This is a genomic window from Streptomyces sp. NBC_00996, from assembly GCF_045162675.1.
Taxonomy (GTDB): Bacteria; Actinomycetota; Actinomycetes; order Streptomycetales; family Streptomycetaceae; genus Streptomyces.
Window position 1 is genome coordinate 7,673,408 of the sequence record NZ_CP108723.1, and the last position, 22,132, is coordinate 7,695,539.

Consider the following 22,132-nt stretch of genomic DNA (forward strand, 5'->3'; position numbering starts at 1 on the left):
GCGGTCCTACTGTTCATACACCGCTCGCGTGTCCCAGGTTCCCGATCACACCCGGGGAATCCGCACACCGCGTCTCAGTCCCAGGATCCCAGCGCCCCCGGCAGCCCCGCCACTTCCGCGAGATCCTCCGCCGTCAGCCGCAGCCCGGCCGCCCCCGCGTTCTCCGTGACCCAACGCTCCCGCTTGGCCCCCGGCACCGGCACCACGTGCGGCCCCTGCGTCAGCACCCACGCCAGCGCCACCTGCGCGGGCGTGACCGCGTTCTCGTGGTCCCCGTGCCGTCGGGCGATGCGCCGCAGCCCGGCGACGATGGGCTGGTTCGCGGCCATCATCTCGGCGGTGAAGCGGGGGTGGCGGGCGCGTACGTCGTCGGGTTCGAAGCCCTCGCCGGGGGTCAGCCTGCCGGTCAGGAAGCCGTTGCCGAGCGGCATCGCGGCCAGGAAGCCGACCCCGCGGGCCGTGCACCACGGCAGGAGCGCGTCCAGCGCCTCGGTCGACCACACCGACAGCTCGGCCTCGACGGCACTCACCGGGAAGACCTGCTGCACCCGCTCCAGCTGCCGGATCGTTCCGTCGTGCAGCCGTGCTCCCGAGCGGCGGGCCGACCGGGCACCCACCGCGCACAGTCCGAGCGACCGCACCTTTCCGGCCGACACGAGTTCGGCCATCGCGCCCCAGGTCTCCTCGACCGGAACCTCCGGGTCCGCGCGGTGCAGCTGATAGAGGTCGATCACGTCCGTCTGCAGGCGCCGCAACGAGGCGTCGCACGCGCGCTTCACATAGCCGGGGCGGCCATTGGCCACGATGTGCTGCTCGCCGACCAACAGGCCGACCTTGGTCGACACGAAGGCCTCCGGACGCCGCTCCTTGAGCACCCGCCCCACCAACAGTTCGTTGGTGAAGGGCCCGTACATGTCGGCCGTGTCGAGCAGCGTCGAACCCCGGTCGAGCGCCGTGTGCACCGCGCGGAGCGATTCCTCGCCGCGTTGCCGCGAACCGGTGTACGCCCAGCTCATCGGCATGCATCCGAGCCCGACCGCCCCCACATCGAGCGCCGCAGCCCCGATCGTCCTGCGCTCCACCTGGCCGCACCCTCCCTTTCCTGGCACCCCAAACTAACCTCTGCGCGCGCGGGCGCTTCGCATAGCCTCCTGACCATGACTTCCGATGTGTGGCTTCCGTTTCACGCCGACGAGATCGACGGCCTCCCCGAGGGCCTCAATTACCGCTTCTGGGACGGCGACCAGGAGTTTCCCGCTGATCCCGCCGTCTGTGAGTTCTATGTCGTGCCCTATATGAAGGGGCCCGCCGTCTCGCAGCGGCCCATGGCCGAAATGGCATCGGTCCGGGTCGTGCAGACGCTCTCCGCCGGTGTCGACCACGTCCAGCCGAGCCTCAAGCTCCTGCCGCCGGGCGTGCAGTTGTGCAACGCCCAGGGAGTGCACGAGGCGAGCACCGGCGAACTCACCCTCGCCCTGATCCTCGCCTCGTTGCGGGGCATCCCCGGCTTCGTACGAGGCCAGGACAAGGAGGAGTGGCGCTCGGGCTTCTATCCCGCGCTGGCCGACAAGTCCGTACTGATCGTCGGGTACGGGTCGATCGGGTCCGCCATCGAGGACCGGCTCGCGCCCTTCGAGCTGGCGCCGGTGGCGCGCGTCGCGCGCTCTGAGCGCACCACGGCGCGCGGTCCGGTGCATCCGCTCACAGAACTGCCTTCTCTGCTTCCGGAAGCCGACATCGTCGTGCTTTCGACGCCCCTCACGGCCAGCACACGTGGTCTGGTGAACGCCGATTTCCTGTCCCGGATGAAGGACGGCGCGCTCCTCGTGAACGTCGCCCGCGGCCCCGTCGTCGACACCAAGGCGCTCCTCGCCGAGCTGGAGAGCGGGCGCATCACCGCGGCACTCGACGTCACCGATCCCGAGCCACTGCCGAAGGGCCACCCCTTGTGGCACGCGCCCGGCGTGCTCATCAGCCCCCATGTCGGCGGGCCCACCTCGGCGTTCCTGCCGCGCGCCAAGCGGCTCCTGGTGGACCAGTTGAACCGCTTCGTGAACCGGGAGCCGCTGCGGAACGTGGTCCTTACCACCGGCACGTAAGTCACGTCCCGTTCGCTCCGCGTCCGCTTCGAGCACCCTCCGCAGTTCCTTGAATGCGGGCAGTGCCGACATCCTCCCTGGTCGTTACGGAGCGTAGAGGAACTATGTCCCTGAGTGACGAGACTGGTGTATCGTCCCGACAGGGGCTGCGCCGCGCACCGTTCGGCGCCGGGGATGGACATGTGAGACTGCGAGGGGGGCGACGGGCGATGCACGGCCTATGGACGAACGATCCGACGCGGCGGGGCCGCCGACGACCCTGGCGCGTGGCCACGCGCAGACGTGGCCACGGTGGCCATCACCACCGCAGGCACAGCGGCCGCCGGAGGCATGCGCACCCAGCGCACGGGGACCAGCGGGACCCCGGAGTGCGGACCGGGTGGGCCCGGTGAGTTCCCCAGCGGCGCTGCTGATCCGCCGCCCGCTGTTCGGCGGCGGGCCGGGCCTGCTCCCGCAACTCGTACTGGCTCTGGTGTGCGCGGGATACGCCGTCGGTTCCGCGCTCGACTGGGGCTCCGCGACCCTCGCGCTGATCATGGGCGACTTCGGGTTGAGCGCCGCGGCGGGCACCGCGGCGGTCTCCTGCTTCCTCTGCGCCCGCAGCCGCCGCAGCCGCTTTCGACCCGCGTGGCTGCTCTTCGCGCTCTCCTCCGCCATGGCCTCGCTCGGCAACCTGGTCTGGGGATGGTACGAGGTGGTCCTCAGCCGCCCGGTGCCCAGCCCGAGCTACGCCGACCTGTTCTTCCTGTGCTTTGCGCCACCCGCCATCGTAGGACTGCTCGTGCTCGCCAAGAGGCCCGTCACCAAGGCGGGTTGGGTGTGCCTCGCGCTGGACGCCTGGCTGATCGGCGGCTCGCTGCTCACGCTGTCCTGGAGCCTCGCGCTCGCCCAGGCCGCGAAGTTCGACGGGCCCAGCGTCGCGCACACCGCGCTGTCGCTGGCGTACCCGCTGCTGGACATCGCACTGGTCAGCATGGTGCTGGCGCTGCACTTCCGGCGCTCGTCGGTGAACAGATCCGCGGTGAACACGGCGATCGGGGCTCTCGCCCTGACGGTGATGTGCGACGCCCTGTTCACCTCGCCCCTCCTGCACAACAACTACCACTCCGGGCAGCTCCTCGACGCGGGCTGGTTCGCCGGCTCGCTGCTCCTCGCGTACGCCCCCTGGGTCGGCACCCGGCACGGACAGTCGGACGCCGAGGGGCCGACGAACGGCCACGCGCGCGTGGTGCACGAACACATCCCGGGACAGCGCCAAGAAGGGCACCGGGAGCAGCACGGACATCAAGGCCGACAAGGCCGTCACGGCCAACAGCGGCAGCACGGACATCAGGCGAAACGGCACGAAGGACTGCAGGGAGGACACATGCACGTGCTCCTCCAGGAAGGTGGCCACAGCCTCCTCCAGGAAAGCGGCCACAGCCGGTACCCGGCCACGCGCCCGATCGCCGGATCACTGGCCGCCCTCACGCCCTACCTGGCCGCGGCCGTCTGCACGCTGGGGATCCTCTACAACGTCCTGAACGGTCGCAACGTGGACCGCGTGGTGCTCATCACCGCAGGGCTCGTAGTGCTCGCCCTCGTCGTGCGCCAGGGCATCATGCTGCTCGACAACATCACCCTCACCCAGGAGCTGGCCCAGAAGGAGAACCACTTCCGCTCCCTGGTGCAGGGCTCCAGCGACGTGATCATGATCGCCGCACCCAACGGCATCCTGCGGTACGTCAGCCCGGCCGCCGCAGGGGTCTACGGACGCGATGCCGACGAACTCGTCGGCTCCGAGCTCGCCTCGCTCATCCACCCGGAGGACCTCGGCTGCGTAGTGCACGAAGTGCGACGTTTCCTTACGGCCGGCCACACCGAGGAACCCACCACCCGCATCGAGTGCCGCTTCCGGTCCGGCGACGGCGGCTGGCTCAATGTCGAGTCCACCGTCAACCGGCACCAGGGCGGCCTCATCTTCAACAGTCGTGACGTGACCGAACGGGTGCGTCTGCAGGCACAGCTGCAGCACAACGCAGAGCACGACCCACTCACCGACCTGCCCAACCGCGCGCTGTTCACCCGGCGCGTCCAGCAGGCGCTCTCCGGCCGCCGCTCCTCCGACCGCGGCACTGCCGTCCTGTTCATCGACCTCGACGGCTTCAAGGCCGTCAACGACACCATCGGGCACCAGGCCGGCGACGAGCTCCTCGTCCAGGCCGCCCGCAGACTCCAGGACTCGGTGCGGCACGGCGACACCGCCGCCCGCCTCGGCGGCGACGAGTTCGCGGCCCTGATCGTCGGTGACGGCACCCGCGACCGCACCGCACGCGAACGCCACATCATGGAGCTCGCCGACCGGCTCAGGGTCAGGCTCTCGCAGCCGTACGCCATCGACGGCAACGATGTCCGGGTGGCCGCGTCCATCGGCGTCGCCTTCGCCGAACCGGGCCTGGGCGCCGGCGAGTTGCAGCGCAACGCCGACCTTGCCATGTACCGCGCCAAGGCGGCCGGCAAGGGACGCGTCGAGTTGTACGCGCCCCAGATGCAGCAGGACGTCGTACGGAAGGCGGAGCTGGCCACCCGGCTGCGCTCGGCTCTTCAGGACGGCGAGTTCGCGCTGCTGCACCAGCCCGTGGTGTCGCTCGAAAACGGCCGGATCACATCGGTCACCGCGCAGGCGCGCTGGCGCTCCTCTCAGGGGGTGCTCTTCACACCCGCAGAGTTCCTGCGAGTCGCCGAAGACAGCGACAAGACCGCCGAGCTCGGCCGCTGGATGCTCGAAGAAGCCGTCGAGCAGGCCGCCCAGCGGGCGGCCGCGGGGGCCGCCGTGCCCGTCGCCGTCCGGATGAACGCCCGGCGCCTGCTGGACCGCTCGCTGCCCGTCGGCTCGGTGGAAGCTCTGCTGACCCGACACGGCCTGCCCTCCGGCGCCCTGATCGTGGAGCTGTCCGACACCGACCCCCGGGTCTCCCTGGACGAGCTGGAGCGCCGGCTGAACGCGCTCAGGCGCCTCGGCGTCCGGGTCGCCCTGGACGGCTTCGGCAGCGGATACGCCGCCATCACGGCACTCAGAAGGCTCCCCATCGACATGCTCAAACTCGACAGGGGTCTCGTCGAGGGTGTCGTCGAGTCCGCCCGGCTCCACAAGATCACCAGCGGGCTGCTGCGGATCGCCACCGACCTGGGGCTGCAGTCCGTGGCCGACGGGGTCGATCTTCCGGAGCAGGTCATCGCTCTGCGCGCGATGGGCTGCACCCATGGGCACGGCATGGCCTTCTCGGGGCCGCTCGACGAGTACCGGCTGCGCCGGGCGCTGTCTTCCGGCCAGTATCCGGTGCCGCACGGGCCGGTCGAGCCAGCGTTCGCGGGCGGCGGCGCAGGGGTGTATACGAGTGGTGTGCCTGCTGTTTTCCGGGGTGGAACGGCCCTCCGCTCACATAATGAGACTCCCGTCCCACCCACTTGACAGTCAGTGCGTGCCGGGGGGAGGGTCAATGCCATGCGCACCCGAATTCTCGTACTTGGAAAGCGCGTCGGCTGAAGCTTGGTGGCCACCGGACGGACCCGGAACACCCAGCGACCGCACCCGGCGCGCTCCCCTCGCTTGCCTCACGGCACGAGGGGTTTTTTGTTGCACAGGCACCAGCCGTACACCGCACAAAACTCGCAAAAACCCTCAGCATCGAGAAGAGAATGCCGATGACCGAGCAGGCCACCGGGGCCCACCATCCGCAGCCGCGGCCCCGTTCCGGAGGACAGCAGTCCGCCCCCGAGCACGTCACGGGTGCGCAGTCCCTCATCCGCTCTCTCGAGGAAGTCGGGGCCGAGACGGTATTCGGCATTCCCGGCGGCGCGATCCTCCCGGCCTACGACCCGCTGATGGACTCCAAGCGGGTGCGGCACGTGCTCGTCCGCCACGAGCAGGGCGCGGGTCACGCGGCCACCGGCTATGCGCAGGCCACCGGCAAGGTCGGCGTCTGCATGGCCACCAGCGGCCCGGGCGCCACCAACCTGGTGACCCCGATCGCCGACGCGCACATGGACTCGGTGCCGCTCGTGGCGATCACCGGGCAGGTTGCGTCCAAGGCGATCGGTACGGACGCCTTCCAGGAGGCGGACATCGTCGGCATCACCATGCCGATCACCAAGCACAACTTCCTGGTGACCAAGGCCGAGGACATCCCGCGGACGATCGCGGAGGCCTTCCACATCGCCTCCACCGGCCGCCCGGGACCCGTCCTCGTCGACATCGCCAAGGACGCCCTCCAGGCACAGACCACCTTCCAGTGGCCGCCCACCCAGGACCTGCCCGGCTACCGCCCGGTGACCAAGCCGCACGCCAAGCAGATCCGCGAGGCCGCGAAGCTCATCACCCAGGCCAAGCGGCCCGTCCTGTACGTCGGCGGGGGCGTCCTCAAGGCCAAGGCCACCGCCGAGCTGAAGGTCCTCGCAGAACTCACCGGAGCGCCCGTCACCACCACCCTGATGGCGCTCGGCGCATTCCCCGACAGCCACCCGCTGCACGTGGGAATGCCGGGTATGCACGGTGCGGTCACCGCCGTCACCGCGCTGCAGAAGGCCGACCTGATCGTCGCCCTCGGAGCCCGCTTCGACGACCGCGTCACCGGCAAGCTGGACAGCTTCGCCCCGTACGCCAAGATCGTCCACGCCGACATCGACCCGGCGGAGATCGGCAAGAACCGCGCTGCCGACGTGCCGATCGTCGGTGACGCCCGCGAGGTCATCGCCGACCTGGTCCAGGCGGTGCAGAAAGAGCACAGCGAGGGCCACCACGGCGACTACACCGCTTGGTGGAAGGACCTCAACCGCTGGCGCGAGACGTACCCGCTGGGCTACGAGCAGCCCGACAACGGCTCGCTGTCGCCGCAGCAGGTCATCGAGCGCATCGGCAGGCTCGCGCCGGAGGGCACGATCTTCGCCGCGGGCGTCGGCCAGCACCAGATGTGGGCCGCGCACTACATCCAGTACGAGAAGCCCGCCACCTGGCTGAACTCCGGCGGCGCCGGAACGATGGGCTACGCGGTCCCGGCCGCGATGGGTGCGAAGGCCGGTCAGCCGGACCAGACGGTCTGGGCGATCGACGGCGACGGCTGCTTCCAGATGACCAATCAGGAGCTCACCACCTGCGCCCTGAACAACATCCCGATCAAGGTCGCCATCATCAATAACGGTGCCCTCGGGATGGTCCGCCAGTGGCAGACCCTCTTCTACAACCAGCGCTACTCCAACACAGTGCTGCACTCGGGCCCCGAGGCCGACGGCAAGCAGCCGAGCGCCGGCACCCGCGTCCCCGACTTCGTGAAGCTGTCGGAGGCCATGGGCTGCTACGCGATCCGCTGCGAGTCCCCGGACGACCTCGACAAGGTCATCGAAGAGGCGAACTCGATCAACGACCGCCCCGTCGTGATCGACTTCATCGTGCACGAGGACGCGATGGTGTGGCCGATGGTCGCCGCCGGTACCTCGAACGACGAGATCATGGCCGCCCGGGACGTCCGCCCGGACTTCGGCGACAACGAAGACGACTGAGAGAGAGCCGAGTCAGACCCATGAGCAAGCACACCCTCTCCGTCCTCGTCGAGAACAAGCCAGGCATCCTCGCCCGGATCGCCGCCCTGTTCTCCCGGCGCGGCTTCAACATCGACTCGCTCGCCGTCGGTGTCACCGAGCACCCCGACATCTCCCGCATCACCATCGTGGTGAACGTGATCGAGGCACTCCCGCTCGAACAGGTCACCAAACAGCTCAACAAGCTCGTCAACGTTCTGAAGATCGTCGAGCTGGAGCCGTCCTCGGCGGTGCAGCGCGAACTCGTTCTGGTGAAGGTGCGCGCCGACAACGAGACGCGCTCCCAGATCGTCGAGATCGTCCAGCTGTTCCGCGCCAAGACCGTGGACGTCTCCCCGGAGGCCGTCACCATCGAGGCCACCGGCGGCAGCGACAAGCTGGAGGCCATGCTCAAGATGCTGGAGCCGTTCGGCATCAAGGAGCTCGTCCAGTCCGGCACGATCGCGATCGGGCGCGGGGCGCGTTCGATCACGGACCGCTCGCTGCGCGCGTTGGACCGATCGGCGTAAGTCTTGAAACGGTCTCCATGAGTCCGTAAACGGTCTTGATACGGGCGGTCGGTGATCGTCGATCGCCCGTATGCCGAGACCCGAAAACTTCCCTTCCCCCGCCCGCCGTACGGTGGGACGCAACACCGGCAATACCGGAAAACAAGGAGAACCCCAGTGGCCGAGCTGTTCTACGACGACGACGCCGACCTGTCCATCATCCAGGGCCGCAAGGTCGCGGTCATCGGCTACGGCAGCCAGGGCCACGCCCACGCGCTGTCGCTGCGCGACTCGGGTGTCGACGTCCGGGTCGGTCTGCACGAGGGCTCCAAGTCCAAGGCGAAGGCCGAGGAGCAGGGCCTGCGCGTGGTGACCCCGTCGGAGGCCGCCGCCGAGGCCGACGTCATCATGATCCTGGTGCCGGACCCGATCCAGGCCCAGGTCTACGAGGAGTCCATCCAGGGCAACCTGAAGGACGGCGACGCCCTGTTCTTCGGTCACGGCCTGAACATCCGCTTCGGCTTCATCAAGCCCCCGGCCGGTGTCGACGTCGCCATGGTCGCCCCCAAGGGCCCGGGCCACCTCGTGCGCCGCCAGTACGAGGAGGGTCGCGGCGTTCCCTGCATCGCGGCCGTCGAGCAGGACGCGACCGGCAACGCCTTCGCGCTCGCGCTGTCGTACGCCAAGGGCATCGGCGGCACCCGCGCCGGCGTCATCAAGACGACCTTCACCGAGGAGACCGAGACCGACCTGTTCGGTGAGCAGGCCGTCCTCTGCGGTGGTACCGCCGCGCTGGTCAAGGCGGGCTTCGAGACGCTGACCGAGGCCGGCTACCAGCCGGAGATCGCGTACTTCGAGTGCCTCCACGAGCTGAAGCTCATCGTCGACCTCATGTACGAGGGCGGCCTGGAGAAGATGCGCTGGTCCGTCTCCGAGACCGCCGAGTGGGGCGACTACGTGACCGGCCCGCGCATCATCACCGACGCCACCAAGGCCGAGATGAAGAAGGTCCTCGCCGAGATCCAGGACGGCACGTTCGCCCGTAACTGGATGGAGGAGTACCACTCCGGTCTGAAGAAGTACAACGAGTACAAGACCCAGGACGAGAACCACCTCCTGGAGACCACCGGCAAGGAGCTGCGCAAGCTCATGTCGTGGGTGAACGACGACGAGGCGTAAGCCGTACGACGGGGGGCCGGGGCGTGACGCTCCGGCCCCTTCGTCGAACCCCGGGTAACGCCCGAAAGCGCGGCGTTGTCCATCCCGTCCAGCCACGGACGGGTGATCCTTCCGCAGCGGCGTAAGACGACCACCGCGACGCCACTACACTGCTGCACAACAAACGCGTCAGGCCCACAGCGTCGTGCGTCTTCCACGCGGCTAGCCAACCTCCACCGCCTGCGGCCGTCGGGACGGCCGTCCGCATTGGACTTGTGAGGACTCACGTGAGCTCGAAACCTGTCGTACTCATCGCTGAAGAGCTGTCGCCCGCGACCGTCGACGCCCTGGGCCCGGACTTCGAGATCCGGCACGCGAACGGCGCGGACCGCGCCGAGCTGCTGCCCGCGATCGCAGACGTCGACGCGATCCTGATCCGCTCGGCCACCAAGGTCGACGCCGAGGCCGTCGCGGCCGCCAAGAAGCTGAAGGTCGTCGCACGAGCCGGCGTCGGCCTGGACAATGTCGACGTCTCCGCCGCCACCAAGGCCGGCGTGATGGTCGTCAACGCCCCCACCTCGAACATCGTGACCGCGGCCGAGCTGGCCTGCGGTCTCCTGCTCGCCACCGCGCGCAACATCCCGCAGGCCAACTCGGCGCTGAAGAACGGCGAGTGGAAGCGCAGCAAGTACACCGGTGTCGAGCTTGCCGAGAAGACCCTCGGTGTCGTCGGCCTCGGCCGCATCGGTGCGCTGGTCGCCCAGCGCATGTCCGCGTTCGGCATGAAGGTCGTCGCGTACGACCCCTACGTCCAGCCTGCCCGGGCCGCGCAGATGGGCGTCAAGGTGCTGACCCTCGACGAGCTGCTCGAGGTCTCCGACTTCATCACCGTGCACCTGCCCAAGACCCCCGAGACCCTCGGTCTCATCGGTGACGAGGCGCTGCACAAGGTCAAGCCGTCGGTGCGCATCGTCAACGCCGCGCGCGGCGGGATCGTCGACGAGGAGGCGCTGTACTCGGCGCTCAAGGAGGGCCGCGTCGCCGGCGCCGGCCTCGACGTGTACGCGAAGGAGCCCTGCACGGACTCCCCGCTCTTCGAGCTCGACGAGGTCGTCTGCACCCCGCACCTCGGTGCCTCCACGGACGAGGCGCAGGAGAAGGCCGGCATCGCCGTCGCCCGCTCGGTGCGCCTCGCCCTCGCCGGTGAGCTGGTTCCCGACGCGGTGAACGTCCAGGGCGGTGTCATCGCCGAGGACGTCAAGCCGGGTCTGCCGCTCGCCGAGCGCCTCGGCCGCATCTTCACCGCCCTCGCGGGCGAGGTCGCGGTCCGCCTCGACGTCGAGGTGTACGGCGAGATCACCCAGCACGACGTGAAGGTGCTCGAACTCTCCGCGCTCAAGGGCGTGTTCGAGGACGTCGTCGACGAGACCGTGTCGTACGTCAACGCCCCGCTGTTCGCGCAGGAGCGCGGCGTCGAGGTCCGCCTGACGACCAGCTCGGAGTCCCCCGACCACCGCAACGTGGTCACCGTGCGCGGCACGCTCGGCAACGGCGAGGAGGTGTCGGTCTCCGGCACGCTCGCGGGCCCGAAGCACCTGCAGAAGATCGTCGCCGTGGGTGACTACGACGTGGACCTCGCGCTCGCCGACCACATGGTCGTGCTGCGCTACGAGGACCGTCCCGGCGTCGTCGGCACCGTCGGCCGTATCTTCGGCGAGGCGGGCATCAACATCGCCGGCATGCAGGTCGCCCGCGCGGCCGTCGGCGGCGAGGCCCTCGCGGTCCTCACCGTCGACGACACGGTCTCGCAGGCGGTCCTCTCCGAGGTCGCCGAGGAGATCGGCGCGACGTCGGCGCGTTCGGTGAACCTCGTCTGACATGCGTCACCGAGGGCCGGACCACCATCGGGTGGTCCGGCCCTCGGTCGCATGACCGGGTCAGCCGGACGTCGTCGTCTCCGGCTCGATCAGTCCCTCGCGGTAGGCGATGGCCACCGCCTCCGTGCGGCCGGCGGCGCTGAGTTTGGCGAGGATGTTGGAGACGTGGACGCTGGCCGTCTTGCCGCTGATGAACAGCTCCTCGCCGATCTGGCGGTTGGTGCGCCCGCGCGCGAGCAGCCGCAGGACGTCGCTCTCGCGGGCGGTCAGTACGGCGATGCGGTCCTCGGCGGACGGTGACTCGGCGAGGCGGCCGCGACGGATGAGGGCGTCCAGGTCCTTCCGCAGCGGTACGGCGCCGAGGCGGACGGCGGTGTCGCGGGCCGTGCGCGCGTGCTCGGCGGCCTCCTCGCGGCGACCGGCCGTCAACAGGGCTTCCGTGAGCCGCCGTCCGCAGCGCGCCAGCTCGTACGGATCGCCGTAGCCGAACGCGGCGACGGCCTTCTCCCAGGCCGCGACGTCCGGCCCGGTGCGGGCACGGCTCCACTCCGCCTCGGCGCGGGCAAGCCAGGCCCGGCCTTCGGGGCCCTGCTCGGTACCGTCCTCGCCCCTGGCCGCCGTGGTCCTGGCCAGCTCCACCAGCTCGGTCGCGGTGTCCGTCCAACGGCGGGCCCCCACCGGGTCACCGGACAGCCGCGCCTGCTCGGCCGAGTCGGCGACAGCGGCCAGGGCCAGCGCCGCCAGTCGCACACCGACGTCGGGCCGGTCGGCGCCCGTGGCGTCCGTGAGGGCTTCGAGCGCGCTGTGCACCCGCTCGACGGCCGCCTCCGCGTCGCCCCGCTGTGCCGCGGCATCGGTCAGGACGATGTTCGCGACGAGGGTCGCCATCCAGTCGAAGGGCCCGTCGAGCAGCCCGCGGGCCCCTGCGACGGCCGTCTCCTGATCGCCGCGCGCCAGGGCGACGTACAGCGCGGGACCGGTCGCGAACCCGCCCGCCGCGGGCAGCCGTTCGGCATCCGCGGCGGCCGCTCGCGCGCACTCGTCCCAGCGGCCCAGCGTGTAGAGCACCAGGGACTGGAGGTAGCGCAGCTCCAGTGCGTACGGCGAGGAGAGGAGACCGGCGCGGCGGGCTCGGTCCAGGCCGTCGGTGAGCGAGGTCAGACATTCGGCGAGGTCGCCGGATTCGTAACACCCGATGGCGAGGTTGTAGAGCGCGCGCATCTCGACCGGGATGTTGCCGGCGCTCCGGGCCAGCTCGCGGGCCTGCCGCAGTCGGTCCCGGCCCTGAGACGTACGCCGGTTGTGCGCCTCCAGACCCACCAGCGAGATCATCAAATCGGCCTGGGCATCGGCGAGGTCGAGCTCTTCTGCGGTGCGCAGCGCCTGGCGGGCGACCCGCTCGGCGTCCTCGTCGTGCCCCACGTATCGCGCTGCCATGACGTGGGTCGCCGCCGCCCACACCCAGGTGTACGACGCGGGCTCGGCGGGGATCATGGCGAGCGCCTCGCTGCTGTACGTGAACGCGGCCTTCAGGCTGTCGATGCGCATCAGATTGCCCGCGAGTGTGTAGCGGACGCGGGCGGCGAGTTCCGAGTCGGCGTCCGAACCGGCCTTGGCGAGGGCGGCGCGGGTGAGGTGGACCGCCCGGTGCGCCTCGCCCGCGCGTGCGGCGGCCGCGGAGGCGCGCAGCGTGAGGGTCACCGAGTCGCCGTCCTGGGGGCGGGCGGCCGCGTCCACCGTCGTCCACAGTTCGAGTGCGGTCTCCAGATGGTGCAGCTCTTCCGCCGGCGCGCCGACTCGCTGGGCGTGGTCGGCGGCTTCGAGCGAGGCCGTGAGCGCGTCGGCGAGGTCGTGACTCTCCCGTGAGTGATGGGCCCGCTCCGCCGCGCTCTCCGCCGAACGGCCGTGCCCCGCGAGCAGTTCGGCGAACGCCCCGTGCAGCCGGACACGCTCGCCGGGCAGCAGATCGGCGTACACGGCCTCGCGGGTGAGGGCGTGCCGGAACGAGTACGTGGCGTCCTCGCCGGGGACCAGCAGCTGTCGGCCGACCGCCTCGCGCAGCGCCGACTCCAGCTCGTCCTCCGGCAGTTGTACGGCGTCCCGCAGCAGGTCGTGCTCGACACGGCGCCCGGCGACGGCGGCCGTGCGCAGCACCTGCTGGGCGGTCTCGGAGAGCTGCTCGATCCGGATGAGGAGTACGTCGGCCAGCCCGCTCGGCATGGCGGGCGACGCCGGGTCGAAGTCGCCCGGCAGCGCGGCGAGCAGCTCCTCCGCGTAGAAGGCATTGCCCTCGGCACGGTCGACGATACGGCGGACCGTGGTGTCCGACAGGGGGTCCGTCCGCAGCGCCCGGACGAGACGGGCCACCTCGGCGTCGGCCATCGGCCGCAGTTCCACGCGGTCGACGGCGGGCAGCCGGATCAGCTCGGCGAGCAGTGGGCGCAGGGGATGGCGGCGGTGCAGATCGTCCGCGCGGTACGAGGCGAAGACCGCCAGGCGGTGGGCGGGGGCGCCGGGTCTCGGGCGCTGGAGGAGCCCGCGGCTGAGCAGGAAGCGGAGGAGGTCCCGGGAGGACTGGTCCGCCCAGTGCAGGTCTTCGAGGATCAGTAGGAGCGGGGCGATGTCGGCGAGGTCGGCGAGGAGACCGGCCAGGCCCTCGAAGAGCTGCAGGCGGCTGCCCGGGTCGGGTGCGGTGCCGGTGCCGGATCCGGTGCTCAGCAGGCGGTCCACCGCCGGGTGCGCGGCGAAAGCGGGGGCGAACCTGTCGTCCGCGGCCAGCGCGCCGAGGATCTCCGTGAACGGCAGGTACGGCAGGCCCACGTCGCCCAGGTCCACGCAGTGGCCGGTGAGGACGGTCATGCCGGTGGCCGCGGCGTGGGTCGCGGCTTCTGTCAGCGTGCGGGTCTTGCCGACGCCGGCGTCGCCCGCCACCAGTACGGCGCGGGGGTCGCCGTGCTTCGCCCGCTCCAGCACGCCGGTGAGCCGGGCGAGTTCGTCCTCTCGCCCGATGAACGGCGTACCGAATGTCTGTGCCACGGGGACCATCCTGGCACGCGGCACTGACACCCGTGCGGTCGCGCTGTGCGGCCCACCGGACGGGTTTTCGCCCCCTCCGCCCCTACCCATTCCCGTCACTTGGGGGCTCCGCCCCCAAACCCCCGCTCCTCAAACGCCGGAGGGGCTGAACTTTTACCGGCCGGGGCTGGAGATTTTCAGCCCGTCCGGCGTTTGAGGACGAGCGCGTCAGCGCGATACGGGGGTCTGGGGGCGGAGCCCCCAGGTACGGGACGGGTAGGGGCGGAGGGGGCGAGAACCCATCCGGCTCCGGCCAGGAGGAAAAGCCGGACGGGGCCGGGGAATCCCCGGCCCCGTCCCAGCAGCGCGCCCTCAGGCGAGCGACTCCGCGGTCTCCGCAGTCTCCGCGGCCTCGGGCACCTGCACCTTGCGCAGCGTCGCCGTGGCGAGCACCGCCGCTCCCAGCAGCAGCACCGCCCCCGCGATCGCCGCGGCCTGCATCCCGCTGGTGAAAGCCTCTCGCGCGGCCGTCGTCAGGGCCTGCCCCGCGTCGCCCGGCAGTTGCCGGGCCACGGCCAGCGCGCCGCCCAGGGTCTCGTGAGCCGGGGACGGAGCGCCGTCCGGGATCTCGTGGCGGTATACCGCCGTGCCGATGGAGCCGAGGACGGCCATGCCCAGCGCGCCGCCGAACTCCGCGCCGGTCTCCAGAAGGGAGGAGGCGGCGCCCGCGTTGCCGACGGGGACGGTGCCGAGGGCGAGGTCCATCATCTGCGACATCACGGTGACGATTCCGGCGGCGAGGACACCGGCGCCGGCGAGGACGAGCCACATCGAGTCGGTACCGGCGAGGGTCAGCAGCCCGTAGCCGCAGGCGGCGGTGACGAAGCCGCCGGAGACGACGTGGGCGCGGTGCACACCCTTCTGGACGAGCTGCGCGGCGACCGGTGCCGCGACGCCGACCAGGACCGTGGGGAGCAGCGCCCACAGCGCGGCCTCCAGGGAGCTCTTGCCGAGCACGGACTGCAGGTACTGGGTGGTGAAGTACGCCGAACCCAGCATCCCGAAGGAGGCGATCAGGTTGAGGACGACGGCCGGCGCGAAGCCGCGGCCGCGGAACAGGGCCGGGGAGATCAGCGGGGACTTCGCGGTGCGCTGGCGGTGGACGAAGAGCGCGGTGAAGACCAGACCGACGAGGATCGAAACGACGTACTCGAACTTCCAGCCCTCGGAGGGGATTTCCTTGATGCCGTAGATGACGGGCAGGACCGCCGCCATCGACAGCGGCACGCTGAGCAGGTCGAAGCGGCCGGGCTCCGGGTTCTTGGACTCCGGGAGCATGATCGGGCCGAGGACCAGCAGCAGCACCATCGCGGGCAGGTTGACCAGGAAGACCGAGCCCCACCAGAAGTACTCGACGAGGACACCGCTCATCACCGAACCGAGCGCGATGCCGCCGGTCATGACGCCGGACCAGATGCCGATCGCCTTCGCGCGCTGGCCGGAGTCCGTGAACATCGTGCGGATGATCGCCATCGTCGACGGCATCAGAGTCGCCCCGCCGATCCCGAGGAGCGCGCGGGCGGTGATCAGGGTCCCGGGGCTGTTGGCGTACGCGGCGATCACCGAGGCGGTGCCGAAGGCGGCGGCGCCGAAGAGGAGGAGCTTGCGGCGGCCGATGCGGTCGCCGAGCGAGCCCATCGTCATCAGCAGCCCGGCGAGCACGAACGCGTAGATGTCGAAGATCCACAGCTGCTGGGTGCCGCTGGGCTCCAGGTCCGCGCTGATCGAGGGGATCGCGAAGTAGAGGACCGAGACGTCCATCGAGACCAGGAGCAGCGGAAGCATCAGAACGCCGAGGGCGGTCCATTCGCGGCGGCCGGCGAGGCCAACCGGTGTGCCGGGTGCGGGAGTTGTGCTCGTCGAGTGCGTCATGGCAGCGACTGTACGCACGTCTTAAACGCTTGTCTAGTACGAGCGTTTAAGACGTTTGTGTTGGACGTCGGTATAGGACGACTGTATGGATCGCGGGTACGCTGGTCCGCATGGGACACCGTGAGGATCTGCTCGAAGGCGCCAAGCGCTGCCTGCTGGAGAAGGGGTTCGTGCGCACGACGGCGCGAGACATCGTCAAGGAGTCGGGGACGAACCTGGCGTCCATCGGCTACCACTACGGATCGAAGGACGCGCTGCTGACGCAGGCCTTCGTGGAGCTGATTCAGGAATGGGGAGAGAAGTTCGCCCCGGCCTCGGCGCTCGAAGCCGAGCGCGGAGGCTCCCTCGATCGGTTCCACAGCGTGTGGACGGGGCTGCTGGAGTCCTTCGACGACTTCCGGCCCCTGTGGGCCGCGAGCATGGAGATCGCCACGCAGGGGGACCGGGTGCCGCAGCTCCGGGATCTGATGGCGAAGGCCCAGATCGAGGGGCGGTCCGGGCTCGTCACGATGATGACGGGCCTGGACGAGGAGACGCTCGACGAGCGGACCGTGCAGTCGATCGGCGGCTTCTACCAGGCGCTGCTCAACGGTCTGATGGTGCAGTGGCTCTTCGACCCGGCGAGTGCGTCCACTGCGGACGACCTCACGGAGGGGTTGCGGAGGGTGATCGACGCGGCCGGTGCCGCGGAGGCGAAGAAGCAGGGCAAGGGGCAGGGGCAGGGGCAGGGCTGAGGCGTCGGGCCGGTACGAGTCCGCCCTCGCGCATCTCGATCGCGCGGTTCGTGAAGTGGCGTACGACCGCGCGGTCGGGAACGACAGGTGCGCGACGCGATCCGCACCGGTCGGCTGGTCGCCGGTGAACGCCTTCCGTCCTCCCGCGAACTCGCCCGCGCGCTCGGCCTGTCGAGGGGCCCGGTCCAGGACTGCTACGTCCAACTCCAGGCGGAGGGCTACCTCGTGACGCGCGTCGGCTCCGCCAGGCGGGTCGCGGCGGGCGCCCATGTGCCTCCCGCGCCCGCCTCCGCCCACCCGGCGGCCCCGCGCCTGATCGCCGGCTTCCGGCACGGCGTACCCGTGCCGCTCCACGCACGCGACCACGCCGGTTCAACTGGTGCCGGGTTTCGGGGATGTGGGGGAGCGGGCGATCGCGGAGGGCATCGCGGCGGTCGGCGACCTGCTTGCAGGTCCGTGTTCCCAGCGACGGCCCCATCCCTGGAGACGGTCCCGTCCGGAGACACTCCCTGTCCCCGGACGGGCCGGGGGCCTGTCTTTCGGATGACGCCTGGGCCGCGGGGCTCGGCACGCGCATCTGTGGCGTTGTCGTCAGTCGCCGACTCCCCCACGCTCGGCTTCGCTCGCGCGGGGGGACCCCATCGCGTCGACTCTCTCCTCAGCCTTGCAGTTGCACGCACAGAGCCCTGCTCACCGACGGTGGTGAGGCGCCGTGACCCGAAGTCGGAGTGCCCCGAAAGACAGGTACTAGTTGGGCTACCTAGCGAAGCCCTACTAGTGTCCTGCGCCATTAATTCGTCGTTAGTTCTTGGTGCCCCACTGCCGCCGACTTGGCCGAATACTCGCAGGCCGGGGCTGGATGGGCGGACAACCAACCCGGCCGGGCAAGGCGCGAATCCACCGACGAACTTCTGGCGCAGCGCACTAGAGCCGTGCCCCCTTCAACGCCATGTGCAGCAACAGCCGGTCCTCGCCGTCGTCCAGGTCGAGGCCGGTGAGCTGTTCGACCCGTGAGAGACGGTAGTAGAGGGTCTGGCGGTGGATGCCCAACTCCGCGGCCGTGCGCCCGGCTTGGCCCGCGCAGTCGAGGAACACCTCGGCGGTGCGGGCGAGTTCGCGGTGGGCGGGGGACAGCAGGACCCGCACGACAGGGTCCTGGGCGGCCTCCGGAGGCAGGGAGGTCAGGAGCCGGAAGGGCCCGATGGACCCCCACTCGGCGACCGGGCCGAGGCGCGGCTCGGCCAGTACGGCGCGCGCGGCGGCGGACGCCTCCTGCCAGGCCGTGCCCAGCTCGGCGAGCCCGACGCGGGCGGCGGCGACCCCGGCCGCGGCACGGCGGGGGTCGCCGCCGACTGCCCCGCCGGATACGGATCCGGTCGCCTCGCCCGGCTCACTCCCTGTCGCTGTGCCACCGCCCGTGGGCCGACCCACCCCGCGCCCGCCCTCCGCCTTCCGCACGAACCGCGAAGCCGCCGTCAGCGCCGGAGTCAGTACGTCCGCCGAGCGCAGTCGTACGAGCAGTGCCAGGCTCTGTCCGGTTGCCCCCCAAGGCACCGTGCACAGCGCCGTCGCGCCCGGCACCGTACGGGCGGAAGGGGCGTCGTCCGGGTCTGCCGAGGCCCACGGGGCGACGCAGACGAGGGTGTGCAGTCCGTCGCCGCGAGGGCCGAGGGCGGTGCGCAGTTCGGCGACAGCCATGTCGCGCTGCCAGCCGCGCTCGGCGGTGAGGACGGCGCGCAGCTCGCGGGTGAGGTCCGCGCCGGCCTGGGCTTCGTCGGCGAGCAGGGCGCCGATGCGGGAGGCGACCTCCATGGCGGCGGTCAGCTGGGTGTCGGTGGGCCCGGGCTCGTCGGCCAGTAGCCATACGTAACCGAGGACGACCCCCCGATGGCGTACGGGGAGGCAGATTCTCCCTCTGTACACCCCGGCTTCCGGAGTCGGTGGAATGCGCACCGGACCCCTCGCGCGCGTGATGCCGAAGCTCTCGAACCACGCCCGGACCGCCGACGTGGAGCGGCGCGTGAGGATCGAGCGGGTGCGGACGGGGTCGAGGGAGGCCTCGTCGAAGTCGCTGTCGCTGTCGTAGGCGCCGAAGGCGATCAGTTCGAAGTCGCGGTTCTCCAGCGTCGCGGGGGCGCCGAGGAGCGCCGAGATCTCGTCCACCAGCTCCTGGTACTCACCGCGGCCTGCCCCGCGGACCGCCTTGAAATCACCCGTCACACGGGCATTCTGCCCCATATTCCACGGCGCCTCATACAGATGTCTGAGATCCAGGGCACGGATGCGTGACAGCTGTCGATGGTCGACGATCGGAGGGATCCTTAAGTTTCACGGTGGTTCTCCGTGCCGTACCCGAAAAGTCTCTTGAGGGGCCGCGGCCGTCCGTTCTTTCCGTGGAGGTGCCCCGTGCTGGGTCCCGTGATTCTCGCCGCGTCGCGCAGCGACAAGATGCGCCGCTTCGTGTCGGCGGCCCCCGGCACCAAGCAGGTGGTCGCCCGCTTCATCGCCGGCGAGACGGTCGACCAGGTCATTCCGATCGTCCAGGACGCTGTCGCCAAGGGGCTCGAGGTCACCCTCGACGTCGTCGGCGAGGACATCACCACCCGCGAGCAGGCCTTCGCCGCCCGGGACGCGTACCTGGAGCTCATCGAGCACCTCAAGGACCTGGACCTCGGCACCAAGGCGGAGATGTCCATCAAGTTGTCGATGTTCGGGCAGGCGCTGGAGGGCGGTCACGAGCTCGCCCTCGCCAATGTCCGCCCGGTCGTCGAGGCCGCCGCAGCGATCGGCACCACCGTCACACTGGACGCCGAGGACCACACCACCCTCGACTCGATGTTCGCCATCCACGAGGAGCTGCGGAAGGACTTCCCGCAGACCGGCTGCGTCATCCAGGCCTACCTGTTCCGCACCGAGGCCGACGCCCGCCGCCTCGCCGTGAGCGGCAGCCGCGTACGCCTGGTGAAGGGCGCCTACAAGGAGCCCGCCGACGTCGCCTACCAGCAGAAGGCCGAGACCGACAAGGCGTACGTCCGCATCCTGAGGATCCTGATGGAGGGCGAGGGGTACCCGATGATCGGGTCCCACGACCCGCGACTGATCTCCATCGCGCAGGAGCTCGCGCGCCAGGCCGGGCGCAAGCTGGACGAGTACGAGTTCCAGATGCTGTACGGCATCCGCAGCGAGGAGCACCTTCGGCTCGCCGCCGAGGGCCACCGCATGCGGGTCTACACCGCGTACGGCACCGACTGGTACGGCTACTTCATGCGCCGCCTCGCGGAGAAGCCGGCCAACCTCCTGTTCTTCGCACGCTCGATCCTCACCAAGGGCTGAGCAGTAGTTGTCGGCATCCGGGTACATCCTGGGTAACGGCAGCTACCGCCCGTCGGTCGGCTGAGCCGACCCGGTTCCGGAAAAGTGTTACGGAACCCGTGACTCCGCCCCCGAGGGGGCTTCTCACTCGCTCGCCGCAGCGAGCATGTGACGGTCAAGCCCTGACCGCCGCCCAACATACGCACACGGTTTCGGCTCTCCCGGGCTGGAGCCAGGGATTCACTCGGAAGAGGTAGCTGATGGACGCTGTGACCCAGGTCCCCACCCCCGTCAACGAGCCGGTGCACGGCTACGCCCCCGGCTCGCCCGAGCGCGCCCGTCTGGAGGCCAAGCTCAAGGAGCTGGCCGAGAACCCGATCGAGCTGCCGATGACCATCGGCGGCGAGAAGCGACTCGGTGGCGGTGAGCGCTTCGAGGTCGTGCAGCCGCACAACCACAAGGCCGTCATCGGCACCGGCGCCCACGCCACCCAGCAGGACGCCCAGGACGCCATCGACGCGGCCCTCGCCGCCGCCCCGGCCTGGCGCGCGATGTCCTTCGACGACCGCGCCGCGATCATCCTGCGCGCCGCCGAGCTGCTGGCGGGCCCGTGGCGCGAGACCCTCGCGGCCTCCACCATGCTCGGCCAGTCGAAGACCGCCCAGCAGGCCGAGATCGACTGTCCCTGCGAGCTGGTCGACTTCTGGCGCTTCAACGTCAAGTACGCCCGTGACCTGCTCGCCGAGCAGCCCCCGGCCAACTCGCCGGGCGTCTGGAACCGCCTCGACCACCGCCCGCTCGAGGGCTTCGTCTACGCGATCACGCCGTTCAACTTCTCGGCGATCGCGGGCAACCTGCCGACCGCGCCCGCGTTGATGGGCAATGTGGTCGTGTGGAAGCCGTCCCCGACGCAGACCCACGCCGCCGTGCTGCTGATGCAGCTCCTGGAGGAGGCGGGCCTGCCCAAGGGCGTCATCAACCTCGTCACCGGTGACGGCATCGAGGTCTCCAAGGTCGCCCTGGAGCACCGCGACCTCGCGGGCATCCACTTCACCGGCTCGACCAAGACCTTCCAGTACCTGTGGAAGACGGTCGGCAACAACATCGAGAAGTACCGCTCCTACCCGCGGCTCGTCGGCGAGACCGGCGGCAAGGACTTCCTGGTCGCGCACCCCAGCGCCGACCGCGCGGTCCTCAAGACCGCTCTGACCCGCGGTGCCTTCGAGTACCAGGGCCAGAAGTGCTCCGCCACCTCCCGTGCGTACATCCCGGCCTCCATCTGGAACTCCGGCTTCAAGGAGGAGTTCGCGGCCGAGGTCGACTACCTGACCATGGGTGACGTCACCGACCTGTCGAACTTCATCGGCGCGGTCATCGACGAGCGCTCGTTCGCCAAGAACAAGGCCGCCATCGACCGCGCGAAGGCCGACGAGTCCTGCACGATCGTCGCGGGCGGCTCGTACGACGACGCGGTCGGCTACTTCGTGCGCCCGACGGTCGTCGAGTGCTCGGACCCGGAGAACGAGGTCTTCAAGACGGAGTACTTCGGTCCCTTCCTCGCCGTGCACGTCTATGAGGACGAGAAGTACGACGAGATGCTGACCCAGATGGAGTCGGCGTCCGACTACGCGCTGACGGGCTCGGTCGTCTCGAACGACCGCGCGGCCGCGGCGTACACGATGGAGAAGCTCCGCTACGCGGCGGGCAACTTCTACATCAACGACAAGTCGACCGGTGCCGTCGTCGGCCAGCAGCCCTTCGGCGGCGGCCGCGCGTCGGGCACCAACGACAAGGCCGGCGCCCCGCAGAACCTGATGCGCTGGACGCTGACCCGTGCCATCAAGGAGACGCTGGTCCCGCCGACCGACTACGGGTACCCGCACATGGGCTGACACGCCCCCGCACACCCGGGCCGGGAAGCCTGACCCCCCGAGCAGGCTTCC

14 protein-coding genes are annotated in these 22,132 nt (G+C 70.2%); 10 read left to right on the top strand and 4 right to left on the bottom strand.

The genetic code is table 11. From position 1 onward, the window contains the following. Positions 1–74: 74 nt before the first annotated feature. The gene (locus OG390_RS36000) at positions 75–1,082 is read right to left on the bottom strand and encodes an aldo/keto reductase (RefSeq protein ID WP_406173707.1); all 1,008 of its coding nucleotides are present in this window, start codon (positions 1,080–1,082) and stop codon (positions 75–77) included. Between the two features lie 75 nt (positions 1,083–1,157). Between OG390_RS36000 and OG390_RS36005 the strand changes: the two genes are divergently transcribed. The 6 genes from OG390_RS36005 to serA all read left to right on the top strand — a co-directional run bounded on the left by OG390_RS36005 (position 1,158) and on the right by serA (position 11,196). Continuing rightward, positions 1,158–2,099, top strand: coding sequence for a 2-hydroxyacid dehydrogenase (locus OG390_RS36005; RefSeq protein ID WP_406173709.1), 942 nt, complete (start codon positions 1,158–1,160; stop codon positions 2,097–2,099). A 220-nt stretch (positions 2,100–2,319) separates the two neighbouring features. Then, positions 2,320–5,550 (top strand): putative bifunctional diguanylate cyclase/phosphodiesterase, encoded by a 3,231-nt coding sequence (locus OG390_RS36010; RefSeq protein ID WP_406173710.1) that lies wholly within the window; start codon positions 2,320–2,322, stop codon positions 5,548–5,550. 227 nt (positions 5,551–5,777) lie between these two features. Further along, positions 5,778–7,634, top strand: a complete 1,857-nt coding sequence (locus OG390_RS36015) for an acetolactate synthase large subunit (protein ID WP_406173712.1) — start codon at positions 5,778–5,780, stop codon at positions 7,632–7,634. 20 nt (positions 7,635–7,654) lie between these two features. Continuing rightward, on the top strand, positions 7,655–8,182 hold the full coding sequence (gene ilvN, locus OG390_RS36020; RefSeq protein WP_189188894.1) for an acetolactate synthase small subunit: 528 nt from the start codon (positions 7,655–7,657) through the stop codon (positions 8,180–8,182). 156 nt (positions 8,183–8,338) lie between these two features. Next, positions 8,339–9,340, top strand: coding sequence for a ketol-acid reductoisomerase (gene ilvC, locus OG390_RS36025; protein WP_406173714.1), 1,002 nt, complete (start codon positions 8,339–8,341; stop codon positions 9,338–9,340). Positions 9,341–9,606: 266 nt separating this feature from the next. After that, positions 9,607–11,196, top strand: a complete 1,590-nt coding sequence (gene serA / locus OG390_RS36030) for a phosphoglycerate dehydrogenase (protein WP_406173716.1) — start codon at positions 9,607–9,609, stop codon at positions 11,194–11,196. 60 nt (positions 11,197–11,256) lie between these two features. Here serA and OG390_RS36035 read toward each other — a convergent pair whose 3' ends face one another. Both OG390_RS36035 and OG390_RS36040 read right to left on the bottom strand, forming a co-directional pair. Continuing rightward, positions 11,257–14,232, bottom strand: a complete 2,976-nt coding sequence (locus tag OG390_RS36035) for an ATP-binding protein (RefSeq protein WP_406173718.1) — start codon at positions 14,230–14,232, stop codon at positions 11,257–11,259. A gap of 351 nt (positions 14,233–14,583) precedes the next feature. After that, entirely contained in the window at positions 14,584–16,143 is a 1,560-nt protein-coding gene (locus tag OG390_RS36040; protein WP_406173720.1) for an MFS transporter, read from the bottom strand. Positions 16,144–16,253: 110 nt separating this feature from the next. Between OG390_RS36040 and OG390_RS36045 the strand changes: the two genes are divergently transcribed. Beyond that, positions 16,254–16,877 (top strand): TetR/AcrR family transcriptional regulator, encoded by a 624-nt coding sequence (locus tag OG390_RS36045; protein ID WP_406173722.1) that lies wholly within the window; start codon positions 16,254–16,256, stop codon positions 16,875–16,877. Between the two features lie 87 nt (positions 16,878–16,964). Beyond that, positions 16,965–17,891, top strand: a complete 927-nt coding sequence (locus tag OG390_RS36050) for a GntR family transcriptional regulator (protein WP_406173724.1) — start codon at positions 16,965–16,967, stop codon at positions 17,889–17,891. Here the strand turns inward: OG390_RS36050 and OG390_RS36055 are convergent. After that, positions 17,802–19,115, bottom strand: a complete 1,314-nt coding sequence (locus OG390_RS36055) for a PucR family transcriptional regulator (RefSeq protein ID WP_406173726.1) — start codon at positions 19,113–19,115, stop codon at positions 17,802–17,804. The two genes, OG390_RS36050 and OG390_RS36055, sit on opposite strands and share 90 nt — an antisense overlap. A 168-nt stretch (positions 19,116–19,283) precedes the next feature. Between OG390_RS36055 and OG390_RS36060 the strand changes: the two genes are divergently transcribed. Then, complete coding sequence (locus OG390_RS36060; RefSeq protein WP_406173727.1) at positions 19,284–20,210, top strand: proline dehydrogenase family protein; 927 nt, start codon at positions 19,284–19,286, stop codon at positions 20,208–20,210. Positions 20,211–20,449: 239 nt separating this feature from the next. Then, positions 20,450–22,081 (top strand): L-glutamate gamma-semialdehyde dehydrogenase, encoded by a 1,632-nt coding sequence (pruA, locus tag OG390_RS36065; protein ID WP_406173729.1) that lies wholly within the window; start codon positions 20,450–20,452, stop codon positions 22,079–22,081. The last annotated feature ends 51 nt before the right edge of the window (positions 22,082–22,132 follow it).

Bases quoted from the DNA above. Each gene is read 5' to 3' on its own strand.
- OG390_RS36005 (WP_406173709.1), top strand. From the start codon at position 1,158: ATGACTTCCGATGTGTGGCTTCCGTTTCACGCCGACGAGATCGACGGC.
- OG390_RS36010 (WP_406173710.1), top strand. From the start codon at position 2,320: ATGGACGAACGATCCGACGCGGCGGGGCCGCCGACGACCCTGGCGCGT.
- OG390_RS36015 (WP_406173712.1), top strand. From the start codon at position 5,778: ATGCCGATGACCGAGCAGGCCACCGGGGCCCACCATCCGCAGCCGCGG.
- ilvN (WP_189188894.1), top strand. From the start codon at position 7,655: ATGAGCAAGCACACCCTCTCCGTCCTCGTCGAGAACAAGCCAGGCATC.
- OG390_RS36040 (WP_406173720.1), bottom strand. From the start codon at position 16,143: ATGACGCACTCGACGAGCACAACTCCCGCACCCGGCACACCGGTTGGC.
- OG390_RS36045 (WP_406173722.1), top strand. From the start codon at position 16,254: ATGGGACACCGTGAGGATCTGCTCGAAGGCGCCAAGCGCTGCCTGCTG.
- OG390_RS36055 (WP_406173726.1), bottom strand. From the start codon at position 19,115: ATGGGGCAGAATGCCCGTGTGACGGGTGATTTCAAGGCGGTCCGCGGG.
- pruA (WP_406173729.1), top strand. From the start codon at position 20,450: ATGGACGCTGTGACCCAGGTCCCCACCCCCGTCAACGAGCCGGTGCAC.